This window comes from Bacillus sp. TH19 (assembly GCF_016651075.1).
In the GTDB taxonomy this organism is placed as follows: Bacteria; Bacillota; Bacilli; order Bacillales; family Bacillaceae_G; genus Bacillus_A; species Bacillus_A mycoides.
Genome location: NZ_JAEKEO010000010.1, coordinates 67,215 through 90,099 on the forward strand (window position 1 = coordinate 67,215; position 22,885 = coordinate 90,099).

A 22,885-nucleotide genomic window follows, 5' to 3' on the forward strand; every position below is an offset into this window, starting at 1 on the left:
GAGGGTGTTTCTTACACTTTCTTAAGCAACAAATACATAAAGTAAGGTGCACCAATTAAAGCAACGACAATACCAGCTGGAATACCGCTAGGTTCGACGATATTTCGTCCAATTGTATCCGCTAGTAGTAATAACCATCCGCCGATTAAAACGGCGATAGGGATGAATATTTGATGTCTTGGACCTACTAAAGATTTGGCGATGTGAGGAGCCATAAGTCCGATAAAGCTAATGCCTCCTGTTACGGAAACAGCAGCGGCAGCAAGTGCAACGGCTGCGATTAATAAGTATCTTCGTTCTTTTTCAATTTCAATTCCAACACCGATTGCTACTGGTTCGTTTAATGCTAGTATATTTAATCGATTTGCTTTATAGAAGACAAATGGGATTAATACGATTAGCCATGGAAGCATTGCTAAAACAAATGTCCAGTCATCTCCCCAAATGTTTCCGGCAATCCATTTAGCGATAAAGTCTACTTTCATACGATCTGCAGATGAAATAAGTACAATCATCGCGCCAGATAGTGCAAAGGAAAAACCGATGCCGGTTAATGTTAATCTTATTGGCTGAAGGCCTGTGGATTTGCTATATGAAAATACGTAAATTAGAACAGCTGTTAGAAACGCACCGATAAATCCAACGACTGGTAGTAGGTAAAGGAATGAACCTACGTCTATCGGGAAGTATAGAAAGAAAAAAGCAACTGCAACACCAGCACCAGCGTTAATGCCGAGAATACCAGGTTCAGCTAAATCGTTTCGGGTAATACCTTGTAATACAGCACCTGATAAAGCGAGTGCCATACCAGCTAATAATGTAATGACGATTCTAGGTAGCCTTAAAGAATATAAAACGAATTCTTCTTTAAATGAACCTTGTCCCATAAGTGTTGGGATTAATCTGTCATAGGAGAGAGCGGCAGAACCGAGTCCCATTCCAATTACAATTGTTGTGATGGTAAGTATGAGTAATGCAAGTATGATAAGGCGTTGTTTCTTTAGAATAGATTGCATCATGAGAAAGTTCTTCCTCCTTTACGTACAATAAATAGGAAGAATGGTAATCCTACAATTGCGACGATTGCAGCAACTGGTGTTTCATACGGAGCGTTAATTGTACGTCCGATTGTATCTGCGAGCAGCATAAAGGAAGCACCAGCGATCGCTGACATCGGTATAACAAAACGGTAATCTGGTCCAACGATTGGACGAACCATATGAGGTATCATTAAGCCGATAAATGCCATGTTTCCGACAAGCGCTACAGAAGCACCTGCAAGCAAGATAATAATGATAAATAAAATTGTTTTAATGACGATAATTTTTTGGCCGAGTCCAACAGCAACTTCTTCACTGAAACTAAGGACTGTCAATTTTCTCGCAAGTAAGATAGCGAGAAATATACTTATTGAAATAACCGGAATAATAATTTTTAATTGGCTCCAACTCGTTCCAATTACTCCCCCGGCAGTCCACATTGATACATCTTGTGAAATTTTAAAGTAAATGCCAACACCTTCTGAGATTGCAAGTAGAAATGCTGAAACAGCAGCACCAGCTAATACAATTCGAAGAGGGGAAAGTCCGCCCTTTTTCACCATGCCAATTCCAAATACCATAATAGCGCCAATTGCAGCACCGATAAAGCAAGCTAGTGTTAAGTAAAGGTAGCTTATAGAAGGATTGAAGGCAAGTGTTAGTGCAAGTGCAGCATTTGCGCCACCAGTTAGGCCAAGTAATCCAGGATCGGCAAGTGGGTTTCGCGTTAATCCTTGCATAATTGCACCAGAAACAGCGAGTCCAGCTCCTACAAAAATAGCAGCAACTTCACGTGGTAAACGTATTTCACGAAGGATGGATAGCTTATCTCCTTTAGCAGAGGAAGTAAGTGCTAACCATACGTCTTTTATAGAAGTATCTGCAGCGCCTAACACCATTGCAAACATAAAAATAAGAAAGAATGCAATGATACTCAAAATTAATTTGTATGTAAAAGCGTTGGAACGTAGGTTGTCTTGCTCTTTTTTCATTCGTTTCACATCTTTTCTTTTCATAGAATAAAGGAAGAGGAATTCTTAAATTAAGAATTCCTCATGTTTGTATTATTGACCAAGAAAGCTCTTCTTGAAGAAGTCTAGTTGGAAATCTAATGTAAGTGGATCATTGAAATAGAATTCCATCATGTTTGCTTCATATACACGATTATTTTTTACTGCTGGAATGTTTTTATATGATTCTGTCTCTTGGAATGAGTTATCAGTATCTTTGTTTTTACTTACGATTAAGTAATCACCAGCAAACTCAGGTAATACCTCAGTAGATAATGCGTAGTATCCTTCTTTTAAAGCTTTTTCTTTTACTTTTTCAGGCATTTTTAATTTCATTTCTTGGTAAAGAATTTCTGTTCCGCGGCCCCAGTTTTCGCCGTATACGTAAAGCTGTTTGTTGAAGTTTTCAACAACAGAAACGGTTGCATCTTCACCGATCTTCGCTTTAATGTCTTTTCCAGCTGTTTGTGCGCGTTTCTTGAAATCATCAACCCAAGTTTTTGCTTCTTTTTCTTTATTTAATAATTTACCGATTTCTAAGTGTTGTGTTAAGTAATCAACTTTTCCGTAAGTGTATGTTACAGTAGGAGCGATTTTCTTTAACTTATCAACATTTTTAATATTTGATAAACCAATGATTAAATCTGGATTTAATTCAGCAATCTTTTCAACATTCTCATCTGATACTTCAGCGACATTTTTCAGTTTGCTATCGAAACGTGGGTTTTGTTTAGACCATGAATCTACCCCAACAAGATTTACACCTAATGACATTACGTTACCAGCGAATGATGATAGGACAACAACACGTTGTGGATTTGCTGGAACTTCTACTTTACCATTTTCAGATTGGTATGTAATTGTTTCTGATTTCTTACCTTTTGCGTCGTTCTTCTTGTCTGTTGAACCGTTGCTACAAGCACTCATAACAAGGACGAACAGAACTGTTAGTGAAATAAATAATTTTTTCATCGTCTTTCTCCTTTAGATAGATGATATGTGATATACAATAAATTGTTTAGCTTTGATCTTTTGAAAAGTTAGTGGTAATACAAAAGTCTTATTAACAATCTTGAACTTGAGATTTTACCATATAGTATTCACCATAGTAATAGAAGAAGATGTAATCTCACAGTTGCTAATAATTAACAAATTGATAATGATTATCACTATTGATTCTTTAAATACTATAATTTTATATAGGTGTATTGTCAATAGTGATTTTGATTGTAAAATTTATAAAAACAAGTTATATTTTATTGAGAATGATAATCAATTATTAGTAGCTGAGGAGTGACACGAATGAATCAAGAAGAATTGTTTGATGTAACTGTGATAGGCGGAGGACCTGCAGGGCTTTATTCAGCTTTTTATAGCGGACTAAGAGAGATGAAAACGAAAATAATAGAATTTCAACCACAGTTAGGTGGTAAAATACATGTTTATCCAGAAAAAATGATTTGGGATATCGGCGGATTATTACCGGTTACTGGTGAGAAATTAATTGAGCAACTTGTACAACAAGGATTAACATTTCAGCCTGAAGTTGTATTGAATACAAAAATAGAATCAATTATTCGTAATCAGGATGGCATTTTTACGTTGAAAACAAGCTCTGGGGAAGAACATTTTTCAAAAACAGTGATCGTCGCAACTGGGAGTGGTATATTGAATCCACAAAAGTTATCAATTGAAGGTGCTGAGAGATTCGAAGTCTCAAATTTAAATTATACAGTTAAATCGTTAAAACGTTTCAAAGATAAAACGGTAATTATTTCAGGCGGAGGGAACTCCGCAATTGATTGGGCGAACGAATTAGAACCAATCGCGAAAAAAGTTTATTTAACATATAGAAAAGAAGAATTATCTGGTCATGAAGCACAAGTAAAACAACTTATGAACAGTTCAGCAGAATGTTTCTTTAATACATCGATTACAAAATTAATTGCTGGTGATAACCATGAAGCGATTGAATATGTAGAATTAACAAATCATGAAACTGGAGAAGTTTCTCATTTATCTATCGATGAAGTTATTATTAATCATGGATATGAACGCGATATAACATTATTAGAAAATAGTGAGCTAGATGTTGCAATTGTTGATAATTATTATATTGCAGGGAATGCAAATAGTGAGTCCTCGGTAGACGGATTATATGCCGCTGGAGATATTTTAAAGCATGACGGAAAATTACATTTAATTGCAGGGGCATTCCAAGATGCTGGAAATGCTGTGAATAAAGCGAAACAATTTATTCAACCTGATGCAAGTGAGTACGGAATGGTTTCTTCCCATAATGAAGTATTTAAGAAGAGAAATCGAGAATTGATTAAGCAGATGATGAAATAATAAAGGAACAAGTATACCCCCATTTACATCTCTATTTCTATGGACGAGAGATACAAATGGGGTTTTTCCTGTTTACTATATTTTCAATCATTTTCATGACACCGTTTTCATTAGTTCATGTCATATGAATGTATTTCTATAAAAAGGGAACACAAAGACTTGAACATTTTATTTGTAAATCTTTCTAGGAAACAATGAATCTATAGTTGGTTTGTGCGGACCATTATTAAATTATGCTGTCCCTTTTTCCTGTTCATTAGGAAATGGGATATTTTGTATAGAAACAATATATTGTTTTCCATGTTGTCGAGCTAATGATTCTAATATTTGACGAACGCGTTTTGTAAGATTGCCTTGTTTTTTTATAGCTTCACAATATGCATCATAGAAAACGTATTTAGCCCAAAGGAAATCATCTTGTTGGAATAAGAAATGATTTTTGTACCATTCACCAATCGTATGATAACAATTATTTTCATGTACTGCTGCACTTTGTGAAAGAATACGATCGGATAAAGACTTAGATAGATGAGAAATTGTGTTTTCTGTTTCAACTCGTAATGTTTTTTCTAACATTGTAATGATGTGACGAGTAGCCATATGTTAACTCTCCTTTGTGTAAATGGGTAATACCATTCTATATTTAAAAAAATACTTACTATACTATTATACAATATATGGAATGCATCTACCTGCTTTTTAATTTGTATTTACAAAATCTTTTTTATTTGTTTACAAAAATAAAGTAAGATACATTATGTATATGAAAAAATAATAAAGGAATGAACACATTGTATATAACGATAGAAGAGGCTGCGGAGTATTTGAAATTACCAAAATCGTATGTTGAAGACTTAATTCAGCAAAAGAAAGTTCGTGCATTGTTTGATGGAGAGCAATATTTAATAAATAAGGAACAGTTTAATACACATTTAGAACAAATGGAGAAATATAAGCAGTTAGTGGAAGAAATATTAAATGAACCAATTCCAGAAGATATGGATGTTAAAGACGAAGATTAAATTTATAAAAAGCCCCCGTATTAAGATATGCAGAAATGTATCTTAATACGTGGGCTTTTTATATTAAGGGATGAAAAAGTCATCCGAAATCCTAGAGTTACTTTAAGGGAAAGAAGATTTTATGGGGATTAGTATTATTAGTTAAAAGCATATTTTTTCATAGCGGGGACAAACATAGCGAACATAACCTGTACAGATACATATACTATCAGTGCAAAAGCTTATAAATTAATGGAAGGGGTTTTCTCGTGAGTTTATTTCATTGTGATTTTTTGAAAGACTTAATTGGATCTTACGTGAGAGTAAACAGAGGTGGTCCAGAATCTCAAAAAGGAATAATAGTCGCAGTATGTTCGGATTACTTTGTATTAAAGAGTGAAAAAGGAGAGCTTTCTTACTATCAGCTTCGCCATCTAAAAAGTGTTACAAAAAATACGAAAGATTGTGAAGCAGACGATTATGGATGGTTGGAATATGAAGATGACTTTGAAAAGCTACTTCAAAGCTTCAAATATCGCTGGGTGAAAATTAATCGGGGTGGCCCAGAAAAAATTGAAGGTATTTTACAAGATGTTTCTTGTGATTATGTGACATTAATTGTAAAAGAAGAAGTTATATTAATCTCAATAGCTCATATTAAGAGTGTTAGTTATAGCCCAGTAGTGTGCGGAGAGAGCGAAGAAAGTAACAGTGAAAGCAACAGTGAAAGCAATAATTCAGGTCGAACTCGTGCACAAAGACAATCAAGTAGAGGAAGATAATAAGGAAGGAGGATACGAACTTGGAGAGCGTATTATGCTGTGATCAAATTAAAGGTTTAGTCGGTGAGAATGTAAAAGTAAATCTGCGCGGACCAGAAAGTCGAGTAGGTGTACTGTTATCGTTAGGAAAAGATTACCTTACACTACAATTACCTCATGGAGAAGTAGTGTATTATCAGCTGAAACATGTAAAGAGTCTAGTCAAGAAAGTGAAAGAAACAAAATGTGACGATTACTATGGTTCATGTTTCTATTCTGATGAAGATACTTTTTTTGATGTATTAAAAGATCTGAAGTATAAGTGGATAAAGATTAATCGCGGTGGACCAGAGTGTGTAGAAGGTTTATTAAGTGAAGTGCATGAAGAATGTATTATACTAGTAAACTGTGATGAAGTTATTTATATAATTAATTATCATATTAAGAGTGTGAGTCAAATAGTGAAATGTAAAAAGAATGAAGATGAATAATGTTTAATAAATAAGAGGGGCATTATGATTGGAAGTAAAGAACGATTTCATAGTTCGCTACAATTATGAACGATATATGAAAAGGATCTCTTACTATTAAAAGACAGAACATTGCCCTGATTATTTTTTTAGAAATGGAAGGCAGGAAAAGTAGTATTTTATAGAAAGGAGGATATAGATGAATGAGTTAAACAAAAATATTGGAGAAAATATATACGTTAAATTAATCGGTGAAAAAAGATTTAAAGGTGTATTAATTGATGTAGGAAATGATATTGTAGTTCTTTACAATGGACAAGACTATGTATATATATCTTTATACCATATCCAGTATTATAAATTTTTAAGAGAGCATGATGAAGAAATATTAAAGCCTGGTGTGGACTCTGTAATTAAGAGGGAATCACCTTCAATTTCTTTGAGAAAAGTATTAATCACATCTAAAGGGATTTTTACAGAAATTTATGTGGCAGGAAATGTTCCGATACACGGTTATGTTACAAGTGTGATGAACGATTATATTGTTTTTTATAGCCCTGTTTACAAAACTGTATATATATCTTTAAAGCATTTGAAGTGGTTAATTCCTTATAAAGAGAACCAAGTGCCTTATTCCCTCAATAAAAATGAACTCCCCGTAAATCCATTAAATATTACTCTAGCTAGAACTTTTGAAGAACAGCTTATTAAAATGTCAGGGAAAATTATGGTGTTTGATTTAGGCGAGGAATCTAATAAAATCGGAAAGATGACGAAAATTGATGAAGGGCATATTGAAATATTAAAAGCACGTGACGCAAAAATGTACGTGAATATTCAACATGTGAAATCTGTCCATTGTCCGTAGGCTAGTTGAAAGGGCTGGCTTTTTCTTTTATATATAGGGAAGAAAAGGTCGAGCCTATTTGTTTAATTCGATTTGGATATGAGGGGGAAATGAATTGAATATCATATAGGTATGTTAGTGTGATCTTTGAAGGGGCAATCTTGTACTAAAGGTGTACGAGCTACCTTTTTGTGTATTCAACTCACTTTTGAGGAAGTGCTGCTCAACTACTTTATTAAAGGGGTTTTGTTTGTGGAGCAGTTTCCAGATTCGTTTTCGATTACATTACTTGGCAGTGCTGGTGGAGCAGCAAAAGCAGTGTTAGCAATTTTGAATCAAGCGGTAGTAAATGAAAAAGATCCAATTTATGAAGTGATAAAGAATGTGAACTTCCATTTGGTGGATATAAAACAAAAAGAGAAAAGTTATTATGATGAGTTGTTTCCAAATTTGAAAGAGCAATTTTTTTTATATGAAATAAACCTTCAAGATGTAGTCAAATTTAAACATCATTTAAAGGAAAAAAGAACGAAGGTTGTTATTGATGTTTCAGGTGCAGATACAATTAGGGTACTGAGTTGTTGTAATGACCTTGGCATTTGTTATATTAATTCGGCTTTGGAAAATGAGGCAGTAGATCAAGACGATAGTTTACTTGGTTTTCAGCTTACGGAAAGGTATACGAGGTTTGAGAAGGAGAAAGAAACATTTACAAATACAAGAGCGATTATAGGCTCAGGTATGAATCCTGGTGTTGTTCAATGGATGGTTGTTGAGCTTATGAAAGAACGTCCAAATGAAAAGCCGCGAGCATGCTATATTGTAGAACATGATAATTCATTTTTGAATGATAAAGAGCTTATAAAACCTCATACACTTTATGCATCATGGGCAGTTGAGCGTTTTCTTGATGAAGCGATATGGAGTTATCCTATGTATATGAGTCATCATCGCCCACTTTACTTTTATGAGGATGTATATGCTTCAGAGTATAAAGTAAAGTTAGGTGAAAAAGAATTTTATGGTTGCTTAATGCCACATGAAGAAGTTTTAATTTTAGGGAAATCTTTTAATATGGAAGTGGGTTTTCTTTATCGGATCAATGAGTATACAACAAACTTAATTAGACAGAACTTAGACAAAGTGGAAGATTTATGGAATTGGAATCGTAAAGTATTTAATCCAGCAGAAGATGATATTATAGGAGAAGATTTAGTCGGTGTGTTACTCGTTTATGAACATAATGAGACATACATGTATAATGTAATGAATAGTAGCCAAGTTTTTCGAAAATATAAAACAAATGCGACGTACTTCCAAGTAGGGTGTGGAATTTATGCTGGCTTATGTAGTTTACTGTTAGATACTTTTGGACAAGGCGCTTATTATGTAGAAGAATTATTATTAAATACTGAAAGTAAGTATGGGGAATATTTAAATTTATATATGAAGGATTTTGTAGTAGGACATAATAATTTTACAGATGGATTGCTAAATGATAGGGTAAGATGGATATAAATTGTAACTGAAAAGGAAGGAGCTGTATCTCCTTCCTTTTAGTATTAGAAGGTTACATGTTGCTCTGAAAGCAATTTCATAATTATAATTTAAAGAGATAACACTTGAAATGTTTTTTTGTATTGATCAAGAGGAGTTTTTATATGAACAAATACAAGAGCTTGATTTATGAAGAAAGAGAAGCTTTAAAAGTATTTATATTATTATTCTATATTATATTCTTTTTATATGACGTTATCTATTATTTTGTTTATCCCGCTATGAATATTAATGAAGCAAGGGTAGGGTGGCCAGAAGGTGGTATGGGAATAGGTGTATATATATTAGTAATATCTTTATTTCCTATTTCAATATATCTTCAAAAACAAGGTTATGTATATTTTGTGAAATACTTATTTTTAATTGGGTACATGCTTATTGATCTTATTAATAACTTAATGATTTATTTACACAGTGATCGTGTTTTTGAAAATGGAAATATGGTTGAAATATTTTTAATTTTATTTGCACCGATTTTCGTGAACAGAAAATATTTTTATTTCGTTTCCTGTAGTGTAATTGGAAAATATGTATTTTTTACTTTGATATTACAAGATGTAAAAGTTGTGATTCCGCTTGTATTATGTATATTCTTTTTCATCATTTCGCATTCTTTATTAAAGAGATTTCAATCTTATGTAAGGACAGTTGTTGAGATGATGAACAGTATGAAAGAGACAGAAAATTTAGCGGTTATTGGGACTATGTCTACAACAATCGCTCATGAAATTCGAAATCCATTAACAGCTTTAAAAGGATTTACACAAATTCAAAAAGAAAGAAATCCTGAAGATACGATGAGCTATGAGATTATGCTGCAAGAAATTGAGAGAATTAATGGGTTTGTTAGTGAATTGATGTTATTAGGAAAACCGAAACCAACAAATTATGAATGGTGTAATATAGGGGAAATCCTTTTATATGTTGTACAGTTAATGGAAAGCTATGCGACTCAATATAAAGTTAAATTTAATTTGCAAGTAGATGGAAATTTACCCGTTATAAATGGTGATGATAAGCAATTAAAACAAGTGTTGTTAAACATCATCAAAAATGGAATTGAATCGATGCCAGGAGGCGGAAATATTCGGATTCTGGCATATGAAAAAGCTGGAGAGAACTTGTGTATTTCTGTTGAAGATCAAGGTCTTGGGATAGAAAATGAGAAAATAGAAAAGATCGGAAAAGCTTTTTATACAACAAAAGAGAATGGTACAGGTCTTGGATTAATGATTACATATAAAATTATTGAAGAACATCAAGGGAGTATCGCGATTGAAAGTAGTATGGGGATAGGAACGAAAGTGGAAATTTATTTACCAACAGTGTAGTGCATTAGACGAAATTACTTTTCAGAAAAGTGTTCTTGTTGTGTAAATATAAACATTTTATAAAATGTTTCAAGAAGGGTTTTTTTTATAAAAAACTTCGTTTATAATGGAGGAAAATATCGACATAGAGCTTTTAGCTCATGTAACGGTTCAGTAGTGTTATGAAAAGAAAAGAAGGGGTGCACGCGCATCCTTTTTTCTATGCGGATATGATGAAAGGGGTGGTATGATGGAATTAACATTAAATTCGACTGTATGTTTACACACGATTCAATTTCGAAAAGAGCAAAAGAACTATATTGTAAAAGATACGATTACAGGAGAGACATATGAAATGCCGCCACTTTGGATTGATGCACTAGCAATGATGCGTGACGGTTTTTTATTGGGAGAAATTGAGGAGAAATTAAAAGAAGAATATCCAGCAGAAGAAGTAAATATGGTAGCATTTACGAGGCAACTGTTAGAGCTAGAACTTGTCGAAATGGTAGATGGAGAAGAGATAGCTTGTACAAAGAAGAAAGATAAAGATTATTTAGCGTGGATACGACCAAAGGTGGAGCAATTCTTTTTTAACTTAAATAAAAAATATAAAAGCAAAGGTCAAAAGTGATCTTTGCTTTTTTTGTAGACCATGTTTAAAAAATAACAGCGAATGCCCTTGCGAAAGCACCGTCACTATTTTTAATTTTTAAAGGTGCTGCTGAGAAAAAGAATCGTTTCGCTTTAATGGCATCTAAGTTTGTTAAGTTTTCAATTAAGTAAATATTATTTCCTAACAGTATGTGATGAATCGGTGATGTTTCTGTCGTTACCTCATCAGGAGAAATAAAATCTAAACCGACAGATTTTACTTTTAATTGAACTAGTTCTTCAGCTAATTCTTCGGAAAGATAAAACGCTTCTTTCTCATAAGCTTCGGTATTCCATTTATTAGATAGATTGGAATGGAAAATGACAATATCGCCTTCTTTTATGTCGACAGTATGTAATACTTCCTTAGGTAATTTTCGCTCTTGAACATGAGTCACATCGATAAGAACAGCTTCGCCTACAAATTGATTTAGGGGTAATTGATCAATAGTGGTTGCGCCTGAAATGAAATGAGCAGGCGCATCACAATGCGTACCAACATGAACGACAGAATGAAAATTCGTAACTTGATAACCTGTTTCTTCAACGCTTGTAATGGCTTCTAGTTGGATTTTTGGTGTTCCAGGAAATTGAGACATATTATTTTCAAACGTTTGTGATAGATCAATTACTTTCATTTTACATACCTCCAATATATTTTTTTCAAATAATAAAAAGCCCACCCTTCATAATCAAGAAAGATGAGCTTTACATACTAGTTGAGTTTTATCTTCCAAAATGCAATGCATTTTGCAGGAATTAGCACCTATTCAGTTTGCATAAACTGAGGTTGCTGGGCTTCAAAGGACCGGTCCCTCTGCCTCTCTTGATAAAGGTTTATTCGGTTTTAAATTCGGAATATTTGTGATATTTAAATTGTAATTCATTTCCTTTTTTCGTGCAATACAAATTAGGTGTTCACCCAAATAAAGTTGCTCGCATATTGTAGCTTATGTAAGTAGAATGCTGCGAAGGAGTGAGTGCAGTGACAGGGAATGTATTGAATTATTATGCCGGTGGAAATACAGCTAGAGGATTTCACAGCTTATACGAAGAGAATTTGAAGGGGCTAGACAGGTTGTTTATTTTAAAGGGAGGCCCAGGAACGGGAAAATCTTCTTTAATTAAGGCAATAGGTCGTGAATGGGTTGAAAAAGGATATGATATTGAACTTTTGCATTGTTCTTCTGATAATAAGTCAGTTGATGGAGTGATTATTCCGAAATTAAAAGTAGGAATTGTTGATGGAACATCACCGCATGTTATTGAGCCGAAAATGCCAGGAGTTATTGAAGAGTATATAAATTTAGGAGTTGCTTGGGACTCAGATAAATTAAGAAAGCAGAAGTTAGAAATTGAACGGTTTGTATTAGAAGCGGGCAAGGCTTTCAAATCTGCTTACGGATGTTTTAAAGAGGCGTTAGTTATACATGATGAGTGGGAGAAAATATATATTAATAACATTGATTTTAATAAAGCAAATGAACTAACAGATCAGCTAATTCAGAAATTATTTGCAGATAAAAAGGGAAAACAATCGATTGTGAAACATCGTTTTTTAGGAGCTGCTACACCGAAAGGAGCAGTTGATTTTGTTCCTAATTTAACAGAAGGATTACCACATCGTTATTTTATAAAAGGACGCCCGGGTTCTGGAAAATCAACAATGCTTAAAAAGTTATCGAAGGCAGCAGAAGAAAAAGGTTTTGACGTTGAAGTATATCATTGCGGATTTGACCCGAATAGTCTTGATATGGTTATCGTAAGAGAATTAGGATTTGCAATTTTTGATAGTACCGCACCACATGAATATTTTCCAAGTCGCGAAGGTGATGAGATTATAGATATGTATACTCTTATTGTTAAAACAGGGACGGATGAGAAGTATGCTACAGAAATTCGTGACGTTTCCATTCAATATAAAGCAAAAATGAATGAGGCAATGTCTTTCTTAGCAAAAGCAAAATCAGTTCGTGATAAATTAGAACGAATTTATATTGCTGCTATGGATTTTTCAAAAGTGGATGCATATAAAGAGGAGATTCAAAATGAGTTTGAACGCATTGCGGCTACTGTAATGGAAAAGAAAAAATAAGTGCTTTATTGAGCTGTCAGAAATTTTCTGACAGCTGTTTTGGTATATAGTAAAATTAGTCGTATATTTGTCGAATTACCAGGGAAATAATCAAAAAATGGAGATGGTATGAAATGAGAGAGAAAATTGAATTAGAACTAGAACGAATTGAAAAAGAGAATGATGTGAAAATTTTATTTGCAGTGGAATCAGGGAGTCGTGCTTGGGGATTCCCATCGAAAGATAGCGATTATGATGTTAGGTTTGTTTATATACATCCAGTAGAATGGTATTTATCAATTCATGATAAGCGTGATGTAATCGAATATCCAATTAGTGATGATTTAGACATAAGTGGTTGGGATATTAAAAAGGCATTGCAACTATTCGCGAAGTCAAATCCAGCTTTACTTGAGTGGATTCGATCACCAATTTTTTATTCGAAAAACTCTAACTTTCCAGAACAGCTTCAGCAAAAGAGTGAAAAGAATTTTGATCCGAAAGCAACGATATATCATTACTTACATATGGCTTCAAAAAATTATCGTGAATTTTTGCAAGTTGAAAATGTAAAGTTGAAAAAGTACTTTTACGTACTACGTCCTATTTTAGCTTGCAAATGGTTAGAAGAGAAAGGGACATTGCCCCCAGTAGAATTTGACCGGTTAATTATGGAACTATCAGTAGAGCCTAGTGTATTAGATGAAATTGAAAAGTTGTTAATAAAGAAAAAAGCAGGTACGGAATTAGATGTTGGATTGAAAATTGAGGTGTTAAATCAATTTTTAGAAGAACAAATTGATTATTATGAGCAATACGTGAAAGGGATTGAAAAGGGATTAGGGATTGATATTGAGAGTTTGAATACATTATTTCGAAATATGTTGTTTGAAGTATATGAAAAAGAGCACAAGTGAGTTTGTGCTCTTTTTGTGTTTTAGGAATAAAGAAAACGGTGCTAGTTACGATTATTCTTACAAAAGGGAGTAAATGAAAACTCACGCTGAATCTGTAATTATTCGTTATCAACTCGCTTTAATGGTTGATCTGCTGGACCTTCCATAACATCCCCATCAATTGAAAAACGGGAACCGTGACAAGGGCAATCCCAAGTACAATCACCGCTATTCCATTCAACTTCACAGCCGAGGTGTGTGCAAGTTGTATCGACGATATGTAATTTTCCTTCTTTATCTTTATAAGCACCTGCTCGTTTACCGTTGACATGTACAACAGAACCTTCGCCAACTTCAAGATTTTCTGGCTTACGTAATGCGGTTTCAATTTTTCCTTCAATTAAGTGTTTAGCAACATCAATGTTCTGAGAGAGGAAAGTTTTTATATCCGGATTTGCATGAAAGCGTGATGGTGCAAACAGTTCTTTATATGGGCTGTGGACTTTTAGAATGGAGTCCTTCAGTAAATGAGCTGCTGCAGTTCCAGTCGTCATTCCCCATTTACGATATCCAGTTGCCACAAATATATTTGGATTCCTTTCGTTAATATGTCCGATATAAGGGAGTTTATCTAGCGTGATTAAATCTTGCGCTGACCATCTATAAGGAATTTCATCTACTCCAAAAGTAGATTCAGCAAAGGAATATAGTGCATCATAATGAAGCATCGTATTAATTCCTTGGCCTGTTTTATGGCTCTCTCCGCCAATCAATATCAACTTTTCTCCATTGCTTGTCGTATAACGTATGGAGCGTTTTGGATCATCGATACTTAAATACATGCCTCCTGGATAATCCGTTTTTGCTTTTATTGCGAGGGCGTAGGAGCGTTCTGCGTACATTCGCGTAAAGAAAAAGCTATTAGCATCATAAAAAGGAAAATGTGAACAAGAGACAATATATTTACAAGTGATGCGATGGTCACCCTTTGTAATTACTTGTGGATAATCTCCTTTTTCCACATCCATAGCTGTTGTTTGTTCATAAACTTTGCCACCCATCTCCACAAACTTTTCTAAAAGTGTTTTCAAATAAAGGAGGGGATGGAATTGTGCTTGATTTTTCATTACAAGTGCAGATTGTATTGGAATAGGAATCGATAGAGATTGAACATAGTCACAAGGTATATTTAATTTTTGATAAGCTTCATATTCTTTCGATAAATTTCTTAATCCGTTATCGGTAGTTGTATATAAATAGGAATCTTCATTTGAGAAATTACAGTCGATTTTATATGTTTGAACAGTTTCATTTATGAATTGTAGAGCATGATTATTTGATTCATAGTAAAGCCTGGCCTTTTCCACACCGAAATGATTTATTAATTCGTCGTAAATAAGATCATGTTGTGCTGTTACTTTCGCTGTTGTATGCCCAGTTGTTCCGTTTAAAATAAGACCAGAATCAATTAAAACAACGTCGATGCCTTCTTTTGCAAGTAAATAGGCAGTAGTAATACCTGTAATACCAGCACCGATAACAGCAACTTCTGTCTTTATATTTTCGGATAAATGAGGAAAAGTAGGAAATTGAGTAGATTCAATCCAATAGGATGATGGTAACTGCGGAAATGTGTCATCTGTCATTTTGAAAACCTCCAAATTAGAACAATTTTCCTTTTAATATTTCCATATTATATGGAATTCATGTATGTTGTTTTCGTAGCGTTCTATTTTTACTAAACGAAAGAAAAAATATTTTAATATAATTATTTTATTGGGGCAGTATGAAGAAGTAGGATTTATATAAAGATAAATTCAAGTGATTCCATTTGTTGATTACATAGAGAGTTCTTGAATAAGATAGAGTCTATGTTGTTTAAGTGGATATGTATATATAGCTGATAAAGCCTTATGAAATCTATGCTTTTTCTTTAGTGAAATAAAGTATAATTATAAAAATATAACCAACTTTTATTACTAGGTCATAAAAGTTGTTGACAATATAGAAATTCTATTGTTATGATTCATCATGTGGAAAGGTTGATAGAGAGTAAAGAGAGAAATGTTTTTCATTGATAATAAAAGCGAAAATTAAGTGACGATAGAGTGAGTATATTTTCCTTATGATAAATGCTTTTTGGATCACGTAGTAAAATCAATCTGGAAGCAAGAATTGATATATGCAAGTTGCGCGGGGCGCGGCATAAGAAAGGGGCAAAAGGATGAAGGAGCTTCATACGTTTGGGTGGTATGCAGCACGTGTAGCACCACATTTGCCGAAAAAAGCATTTAAACCAGTTCCTAATCGATTATTTGGTGGACTGGCTTATTTACTTGTGGCATTGGCTGGTTTAATAACGATCGGTGTATTTGAATTGAATGTGTGGGCAAATCTAGGAATTGCAATTGTTCTTGGATTATGTTTTGCTTCACTTGGATTTTTAGGACATGAAATTTTACATGGAACAGTTGTAAGAAAGGCATGGCTTCGTGATTTTTTAGGTGCGATAGCATTTATGCCATTATCAACTGGCCCAAAACTTTGGAGAAAGTGGCATAATGCAACGCATCATGTTCACACACAGCATGAAGAGAATGATCCAGATGCATGGCCGACATTTGAGAAACTGAAAAAGAGTAAGTTTTTGAGTTGGGTATATCGCATGCCTCTTCATGTACGTTCATTCTTTAGTTTCCTGTCACTAACAATTCAATTTACGTTACATTCGACTCGAATGTTCTTTCATTTTATAAAAGAATTTAAGTCATCCAATCAAAAATCTGTATGGCTTCAACTTCTTTTGCCCTGGACAGTTTGGATTAGTTTATTGTTTATTATGGGACCTACAAAGTGGTTCTTTGCATACGTGATTCCGTTGTTAATTGCTAACTTTATTGTAATGGCGTATATCGCAACAAATCACCGCTTAAATCCTATTGTTCCAGTAAATGATCCTTTAGCAAACTGTTTATCAGTAACAGTACCGCGCTGGGTAGACGTTTTACATTTCAATTTCTCATACCATACAGAACATCATCTGTTTCCTGCTATGAGTTCTAAATACTATCCATTAGTAAAAGATAAAATTAAAGAAATGTGGCCGGAACGCTATCACGAAATGCCGATGACAAAAGCTTTGGCAGCACTTTGGAATACACCACGTGTGTATTATCACGGAAGTGAATTAGTTGATCCGCATAGGGAGCATTTCTATGGTTCTTTAGGAAATGGATTGGATCCTCATAATATTTCATATCGTGAGGAACATATAGAGGAAAAAGAGACTATAAAAAAAGTAAATCAATAATAGACATATCTTACGATGAAAAAGCAAGCTCTCTTAGAGCTTGCTTTTTGTTATAAAGAGACTTCTTTCTTGTTCTTCGTCTTGACCTGGACAGAGTTATTTTCTTTTCGTTGTAGTCGTTTTTCTAGAAGACTAACAAGATAAGTAAATAGAAGAACTAGTGCGAGATAGTATACACCAACAATGATATATGTATCTAATTGCTGGAAGTTACCTGCGGCAATTGATAAACCGGATCCCCATAATTCGGACATTCCTACATAAGCGACAAGTGAAGAATCCTTTAATCCAATAATAAATTGGTTCCCTAGAGGGGGAAGAGACAGACGAAATGCTTGTGGTAATATAATCCGGCGCATCGCTAAAGGGTAAGGCATACCTAAAGAGCGAGCAGCTTCCAATTGTCCACGGTCAACGGACTGAATGGATCCGCGGAAAATTTCAGTAATATATGCACCGTTATGGATTGCTAAAGCAATTGCTCCTGCCCAAAAAGGAGTGAAGACAATAATCGATGTAATACCGAAATAGAGAATGGCAATTTGAACAATTAAAGGTGTACCACGAATAATGGCGATATATACATGAGCAATACTATTTAAAATCTTATTGTTAGAGATTCGAAAAAAAGCGAATAGTAATCCAATTAGTGAACCAAGTAATAGGGATGTTAGTGTTAATTGTAATGTGACAATAGTAGCCTTTAAGAGTGTGGGATAAGTAGACATAAAAATTTCAAACATATGTGTCACCTCATATTGTATGGATTTTAGTAGGGAATGAAATACCCCACATAAAAAGTGGGGCATAATGTATGAAACATTTGAATAGCTAATTTACTTCGTTTTTTCCTCTTCACCGAGAATATTACGCCCAAACCATTTTTTACTGATCTTTTCATACGTACCATCTTTAATGATTTCATCTAAAGCTTTATTTACTTTCTCAACCATTTCTTTATCATCTTTACGAATAGCAATTCCCATTTCATCAAGATTTAATGGTTTTCCAGCTTCTTTTATATTTGATTTACCTTCTTTGATCATACGTAAACCGACCATTTGATCAGTGATTACTGCATCAATACGTCCAGGCTCTAAGTCCATAAGTGCAGTAATATCGCTATCATATTCTGTGATTTGATCTGTATGTTTTGCAACAAGGTCTTTAAAGGTACTAGCTTTTACAACACCAATTTTCTTACCTTTCAAATCTTCTGGAGAAGAGATAGATGTATTCTTTTTAGCCACAAAAATTTGGGCACCAGAACGATAATAAGGATTGGAGAAACTAACAGCTTTTAAGCGTTCTTCTGTAATTGCCATACTGCCCAATATAGCATCATATTTTTTCGATTGTAGACCTTGAATTAGCGTTTCCCATGGATTTGTAATAGGAGTGGGTTTCATATTCATTTTTTTCGCAAGTGCCTCACCAATTTCCACATCAAAACCGGCAAGCTTTCCGTCATTTTCTTTATAGTTAAAAGGTTTATATAAGCCACTCATCGCATAACGAAATTCTTTTTCACCATTTGAAGAAGTAGTAGCACTTTCCTTACTACAGGCTCCTAGTATGAAGGATGTACATAATGTAATACTCGCAACAATGGTTAATAGTTTTCTTTTCATAAAACCCCTCCTATATATTGATCATACGGATGGTTTTAAGTATGTTACTGAGATATTTTATTTGGACAATTAGTTGTGCACCGTATGAATGTATTTCTTTTCATTTGAAACAGAAGTTACATTATAAAACGTTACGTAAAAATTGTTTTGCTCGTTCATGTGATGGAGCTGAAAAGAATTGTGCTGGCGGAGCGTCCTCTACAATCTTTCCGTCATCCATAAATATGACGCGATCAGCTACATCTCTTGCGAAATTCATTTCATGAGTAACAATAATCATGGTCATTCCTTCTTCAGCAAGTTCTTTCATAACTTGCAATACTTCTCCAACAAGTTCAGGGTCTAAGGCTGAGGTAGGTTCATCAAATAGCATAATTTTAGGATTCATAGCAAGAGCTCGTGCAATCGCAACGCGTTGTTTTTGACCACCTGAAAGTAGGTGAGGAGTTACATCCGCCTTATCTTGTAGGCCGACTTTTTGTAGGAGTTGATTCCCAACATCCTTCGCGTCTGCTGTCTCCAATTTTTTTACGTGAATAGGTGCTTCTATGATGTTTTCTAGTGAGGTCATATGAGGAAAGAGGTTAAAGTGTTGAAAAACCATACCGACATTTTCACGGACTTTGTTTAAATTTGAATGCTTCGGATCAATTCGTTCACCTTGTAAGTGAATTTCACCTTCATCGTACATTTCTAAAAAGTTAAGACAGCGAAGTAATGTACTTTTGCCGGAACCACTGGCACCGATTAAAACAACAACTTCTTTTTCTTTTACTTCTAAATCAATTCCTTTTAAAACATCAAGTGAGCCAAATGATTTTACTAGATTTCGAACTTGAATCATACAAAACCCCCAGTCAAAAATATATTTTACAAATGTTGCCCCTTATTTCTGTTATTAGTCATAAATTGTCAGAATCCTTTATTTTTTTTGACGGAATTTGATATTCAAGGGAATTATGATTTTTAAAATCTCTATATCTTTCTATAACGAAAATATGGATAATGATATATAGGTAGCACTTATATTGCTTATAAGAAGGGGGAAAGAAGAGATGGAAAAAGAAAGGAAGACATTTTCCTTTGGCTTACGTACACAACTTATGCTATTCACTACAGTTTTAGCTTTCATTACATATTCAACAAGTTTATTTTTTATTTACGTTATATATGATTATTTTCAAAGTTATGTAAGTCAAACTGTTTATAATATTATCGTTATGTTATTAGGTGTAGTATGGTCTGGAATTTTAGCGTATGGGGCAGCAATATTTTTAATTAAACCACTTCGAAAGTTGGAAGAAGCAGCAAGGAAAGCGGCTGATGGTGATATTCGTGAAGATGTCCCGTTGCCAAAAGTAGATGATGAGATTAAATCTTTAAGTGTTGCATTTAATATGATGCTCGAGAACTTAAGAGGTATGGTAAAAAATATTGATACTACATTTTCGTATACAAATAATCAAGTTCAGCAAATTAGAAGACAAACAGGGGAAGCGACAAAGCAAGCACGCGGTGTGTCTGAAACTCTTGCAGAGATTTCTTCTGGCGCCGAGCAATCAGCAGCTTCCATTCAGGCGATTGTTTCAACTGTCGATACAACAACCTCTATTGCGAGTGAAGTAGAAGAAAAAGCAAAACAGTCCGACGAGTTGTCTTTAGAAATGGTTCAAGCTTTAGGACAAAGTACACGTGTCTTTACTTCTTTAATTCAAGGCATTCAAACATTGGCAAAAGAGAATGAAGATTCGATGCAAAATGTACAGAAGTTAGAAGAACGAATGAAACAAGTAGAACATATTGTTTCTGTTGTGAGTGAGATTGCTAGTCAAACGAATTTATTAGCATTAAATGCTTCTATTGAGGCAGCTCGTGCTGGAGAGCATGGAAGGGGCTTTGCAGTTGTAGCTGAAGAAGTACGTAAACTTGCTGATGAAAGCGATCATTCTGCAAGAAATATATCGCAGTTATTACGAAATATGCAAGAGGAAGTGCAACAAGTCGCATTGAAAATGACGGAGCAAGTGAAAACAGCTAAAGAAGAGGCAAAACGAGGAGAAGCTACTGAATTAATTTTAAAAGAAATGTCATCGAGTATTATGGAAGTTGCCGATGCAACTAAGCAAATTAGTAGCTATATGAACGAACAAGTGAGTCACATTCATCAAACAGGAGCACAGACGAAGGCTGTAGCAGCAATTGCTGAGGAAACATCAGCTGGTTCACAAGAAGTGGCACGTGTGACGTTGCAACAATCTAAAAATATGGTAGTAATCGATCAATTATTAAAGGATTTAGAGAAGCAAGCAGCGGACTTGAAACAAACCATTGAACGATTTTCAATGTAAAAAGGAAGAACAGAATTCTGTTCTTCCTTTTTACGTATGGAAAGGAGGAATGCTTTGTTGAAAACGAAAAACATTACAAGGGTCATATGCTGTCTTCACTTTACGCAACCTTTGAAAATTAGAGCCATAATAACTAGTTTGCCAATTTTTTATGTCGATATCGGGCCAATTGACATAATCTCCTAGTGTGTAAGGATCTAAGCTTTCCCGTAAATCTTTAACCCAGCGTATATTTCGATTTTCTTCATCGTTGCATTTCCAAGAAGTAATATATTCTTGAGCAATAATTGCCTTGCGGTGGAAATAAGCTGTTTCATTAGGCGAAATGTTTTCTACAGCACCTACGAGTGATTGGTGCCAAATACTCGCATCTTTATTTGGTGCATGAGAAAGAAAATATTGTAAGATTTGAATACCTTTAAGAGGGATAGGTTTATATACGTAGGAACCAGAGCGTTTGAATTTTTCAGGAATATTGCCGCTATTAAAGAATTGAACAGCCTTTATATACGGGACTTCATCTATAAAGAGAGAAGGATTACCAGTTTCAAGAAGAGGAGATAATAGATGATAGAGTTCAGAAGGAGAGCCGACAAATTCACCTTTCACCTCGATTTTATTTCGTTGTTTAGAGAATAATTCAATTGATGAAGTGAGACGTTCATCTATATAAGGTGCCCAGTTTTGCCAAGCTTGAAATGCAGCAATAAAGTCTTTCCATTCCCATGTAAGTGAGAAAATTGATACGTTTTTAATAGGGTGGACTCGAAAGGTTAAGGAAGTAATAATCCCGAAATTTCCACCGCCACCGCCACGGCATGCCCAAAATAGGTTAGGGTTTTCTTGTTCATTTGCACGAATGATTTTTGCACCAAATTTCCCGCACGCTTGTACCATTTCGACTTCTACTAATTGATCACATGTTAGTCCAAATAAGCGTGAAAGCATGCCAATGCCACCGCCGAGTGTTAACCCCACAATTCCGACACTTGCACTTGTGCCAGCTGGTATTGTAACACCATATTTCCAAAGTTCTTTGTACACAGTGCCAAGATTTGCACCCGCTTCAATTGTTGCTGTTAATTTTCCTGTACTAACCGTAATTTGCTTCATTTCACTCACATCAATAATAAGCCCGCCATTTAAAAGAGAGAAATTTTCGTAGCTATGTCGTCCACCTCTTAAGCGAAATGGTATATGACGCTCACGTGCCCATTTTAAGGCGTTACACACATCATTTTTATTTTGACAAAAAACAATAATACAAGGAAATTTTGGAATGCTTAAATTTAAATTTATTCGGGCTATGTCATACCCAGGATCCGAGGGAACGACGATACGACCAGTTAATTTTGTTTGTTTCAATTTATATCTCCTTTCTGAAATAATATGAGCTTGTATTAGTATATGAAGAGTGTATTTAACACGCATGGACGAGAAGAAGAGAAGGGTTAGATTTATCCCGTTATTTGCGAGCGGTAAGACAATCCGGCTGAAAAAAAGGAGATAGGGCTGCTCGTAAAATCTCGATTGGTAAGGGCTAATAATCAGCGGGGAATGGACACCTCCTTAACGATTAAAGTTTCACTTTATCTTTGTGAGAAATAAATAAGGCATAAGAATA

General features: G+C 34.5%; 22 protein-coding genes, 1 pseudogene and 1 riboswitch. Of the genes and pseudogenes, 13 read left to right on the forward strand and 10 right to left on the reverse strand.

The features are described from left to right. Positions 1-11: 11 nt before the first annotated feature. The 3 genes from JFU54_RS18165 to JFU54_RS18175 are packed head-to-tail and all read right to left on the reverse strand — an operon-like array spanning position 12 to position 3,022. Positions 12-1,019, reverse strand: a complete 1,008-nt coding sequence (locus JFU54_RS18165; protein WP_002191791.1) for a FecCD family ABC transporter permease — start codon at positions 1,017-1,019, stop codon at positions 12-14. Then, complete coding sequence (locus tag JFU54_RS18170) at positions 1,016-2,056, reverse strand: FecCD family ABC transporter permease (RefSeq protein ID WP_133059760.1); 1,041 nt, start codon at positions 2,054-2,056, stop codon at positions 1,016-1,018. The genes JFU54_RS18165 and JFU54_RS18170 overlap by 4 nt, the downstream gene beginning before the upstream one ends. A 48-nt stretch (positions 2,057-2,104) precedes the next feature. Further along, a complete protein-coding gene (locus JFU54_RS18175) occupies positions 2,105-3,022 on the reverse strand; it encodes an iron-hydroxamate ABC transporter substrate-binding protein (RefSeq protein WP_000732562.1) in 918 nt (305 codons plus the stop codon). A 330-nt stretch (positions 3,023-3,352) separates the two neighbouring features. Here JFU54_RS18175 and JFU54_RS18180 point away from each other — a divergent pair, with 330 nt between their 5' ends. Next, the gene (locus tag JFU54_RS18180; RefSeq protein WP_002091284.1) at positions 3,353-4,402 is read left to right on the forward strand and encodes an NAD(P)/FAD-dependent oxidoreductase; all 1,050 of its coding nucleotides are present in this window, start codon (positions 3,353-3,355) and stop codon (positions 4,400-4,402) included. Positions 4,403-4,633: 231 nt separating this feature from the next. Here JFU54_RS18180 and JFU54_RS18185 read toward each other — a convergent pair whose 3' ends face one another. After that, positions 4,634-5,002: a hypothetical protein gene (locus JFU54_RS18185; protein ID WP_002010187.1), complete on the reverse strand. Its 369-nt coding sequence runs from the start codon at positions 5,000-5,002 to the stop codon at positions 4,634-4,636. A gap of 182 nt (positions 5,003-5,184) precedes the next feature. On the opposite strand from JFU54_RS18185, the gene JFU54_RS18190 reads away from it, so the two are divergent. The 7 genes from JFU54_RS18190 to JFU54_RS18220 all read left to right on the forward strand — a co-directional run bounded on the left by JFU54_RS18190 (position 5,185) and on the right by JFU54_RS18220 (position 10,982). Next, positions 5,185-5,424 carry a helix-turn-helix domain-containing protein gene (locus tag JFU54_RS18190; protein WP_002010190.1) on the forward strand — a complete coding sequence of 80 codons (240 nt, stop codon included), beginning with the start codon at positions 5,185-5,187 and terminating at the stop codon, positions 5,422-5,424. A gap of 248 nt (positions 5,425-5,672) precedes the next feature. After that, complete coding sequence (locus tag JFU54_RS18195) at positions 5,673-6,185, forward strand: hypothetical protein (protein WP_002091282.1); 513 nt, start codon at positions 5,673-5,675, stop codon at positions 6,183-6,185. Between the two features lie 20 nt (positions 6,186-6,205). Further along, a complete protein-coding gene (locus JFU54_RS18200; protein WP_002140223.1) occupies positions 6,206-6,655 on the forward strand; it encodes a hypothetical protein in 450 nt (149 codons plus the stop codon). Between the two features lie 178 nt (positions 6,656-6,833). After that, positions 6,834-7,502, forward strand: a complete 669-nt coding sequence (locus JFU54_RS18205) for an LSm family protein (protein WP_002016710.1) — start codon at positions 6,834-6,836, stop codon at positions 7,500-7,502. Positions 7,503-7,733: 231 nt separating this feature from the next. Next, positions 7,734-8,999: an S-adenosylmethionine decarboxylase related protein gene (locus JFU54_RS18210; RefSeq protein WP_201065762.1), complete on the forward strand. Its 1,266-nt coding sequence runs from the start codon at positions 7,734-7,736 to the stop codon at positions 8,997-8,999. 143 nt (positions 9,000-9,142) lie between these two features. Further along, positions 9,143-10,369 carry an ATP-binding protein gene (locus JFU54_RS18215; protein ID WP_002140225.1) on the forward strand — a complete coding sequence of 409 codons (1,227 nt, stop codon included), beginning with the start codon at positions 9,143-9,145 and terminating at the stop codon, positions 10,367-10,369. Between the two features lie 229 nt (positions 10,370-10,598). Beyond that, complete coding sequence (locus JFU54_RS18220; RefSeq protein ID WP_033715352.1) at positions 10,599-10,982, forward strand: hypothetical protein; 384 nt, start codon at positions 10,599-10,601, stop codon at positions 10,980-10,982. Between the two features lie 25 nt (positions 10,983-11,007). Here the strand turns inward: JFU54_RS18220 and JFU54_RS18225 are convergent, their stop codons facing one another. After that, positions 11,008-11,640 carry a cyclase family protein gene (locus JFU54_RS18225; RefSeq protein WP_002091277.1) on the reverse strand — a complete coding sequence of 211 codons (633 nt, stop codon included), beginning with the start codon at positions 11,638-11,640 and terminating at the stop codon, positions 11,008-11,010. A gap of 85 nt (positions 11,641-11,725) precedes the next feature. Next, positions 11,726-11,838: riboswitch (SAM riboswitch) on the reverse strand. 149 nt (positions 11,839-11,987) lie between these two features. Between JFU54_RS18225 and JFU54_RS18230 the strand changes: the two genes are divergently transcribed. Together JFU54_RS18230 and JFU54_RS18235 are read left to right on the forward strand one after the other, a co-directional pair. Then, positions 11,988-13,097 carry a PRK06851 family protein gene (locus tag JFU54_RS18230; RefSeq protein WP_201065763.1) on the forward strand — a complete coding sequence of 370 codons (1,110 nt, stop codon included), beginning with the start codon at positions 11,988-11,990 and terminating at the stop codon, positions 13,095-13,097. 113 nt (positions 13,098-13,210) lie between these two features. Next, on the forward strand, positions 13,211-13,993 hold the full coding sequence (locus tag JFU54_RS18235; RefSeq protein WP_201065764.1) for a nucleotidyltransferase domain-containing protein: 783 nt from the start codon (positions 13,211-13,213) through the stop codon (positions 13,991-13,993). Between the two features lie 98 nt (positions 13,994-14,091). On the opposite strand, the gene JFU54_RS18240 is transcribed toward JFU54_RS18235, so the two are convergent. Then, complete coding sequence (locus tag JFU54_RS18240) at positions 14,092-15,618, reverse strand: FAD-dependent oxidoreductase (protein ID WP_016103229.1); 1,527 nt, start codon at positions 15,616-15,618, stop codon at positions 14,092-14,094. A 578-nt stretch (positions 15,619-16,196) separates the two neighbouring features. Here JFU54_RS18240 and desB point away from each other — a divergent pair. Further along, a complete protein-coding gene (gene desB, locus JFU54_RS18245) occupies positions 16,197-17,282 on the forward strand; it encodes a Delta(10) desaturase DesB (protein WP_002091268.1) in 1,086 nt (361 codons plus the stop codon). A 50-nt stretch (positions 17,283-17,332) separates the two neighbouring features. Here the strand turns inward: desB and JFU54_RS18250 are convergent, their stop codons facing one another. From JFU54_RS18250 to JFU54_RS18260, 3 genes are all read right to left on the reverse strand, one after another. Then, on the reverse strand, positions 17,333-18,025 hold the full coding sequence (locus tag JFU54_RS18250; RefSeq protein ID WP_002140233.1) for an amino acid ABC transporter permease: 693 nt from the start codon (positions 18,023-18,025) through the stop codon (positions 17,333-17,335). Positions 18,026-18,118: 93 nt separating this feature from the next. Next, a complete protein-coding gene (locus JFU54_RS18255; RefSeq protein ID WP_002016697.1) occupies positions 18,119-18,913 on the reverse strand; it encodes an ABC transporter substrate-binding protein in 795 nt (264 codons plus the stop codon). 121 nt (positions 18,914-19,034) lie between these two features. Next, positions 19,035-19,757, reverse strand: coding sequence for an amino acid ABC transporter ATP-binding protein (locus JFU54_RS18260; RefSeq protein ID WP_002029539.1), 723 nt, complete (start codon positions 19,755-19,757; stop codon positions 19,035-19,037). 376 nt (positions 19,758-20,133) lie between these two features. On the opposite strand from JFU54_RS18260, the pseudogene JFU54_RS30480 reads away from it, so the two are divergent. Both JFU54_RS30480 and JFU54_RS18265 read left to right on the forward strand, forming a co-directional pair. Continuing rightward, positions 20,134-20,319, forward strand: a pseudogene (locus tag JFU54_RS30480) (HAMP domain-containing protein); the annotation flags it as partial. A gap of 15 nt (positions 20,320-20,334) precedes the next feature. Then, positions 20,335-21,261, forward strand: coding sequence for a methyl-accepting chemotaxis protein (locus JFU54_RS18265; RefSeq protein WP_435868542.1), 927 nt, complete (start codon positions 20,335-20,337; stop codon positions 21,259-21,261). Between the two features lie 30 nt (positions 21,262-21,291). Here JFU54_RS18265 and JFU54_RS18270 read toward each other — a convergent pair whose 3' ends face one another. Then, entirely contained in the window at positions 21,292-22,626 is a 1,335-nt protein-coding gene (locus tag JFU54_RS18270; RefSeq protein WP_201065768.1) for an FAD-binding oxidoreductase, read from the reverse strand. Between the last annotated feature and the right edge of the window lie 259 nt (positions 22,627-22,885).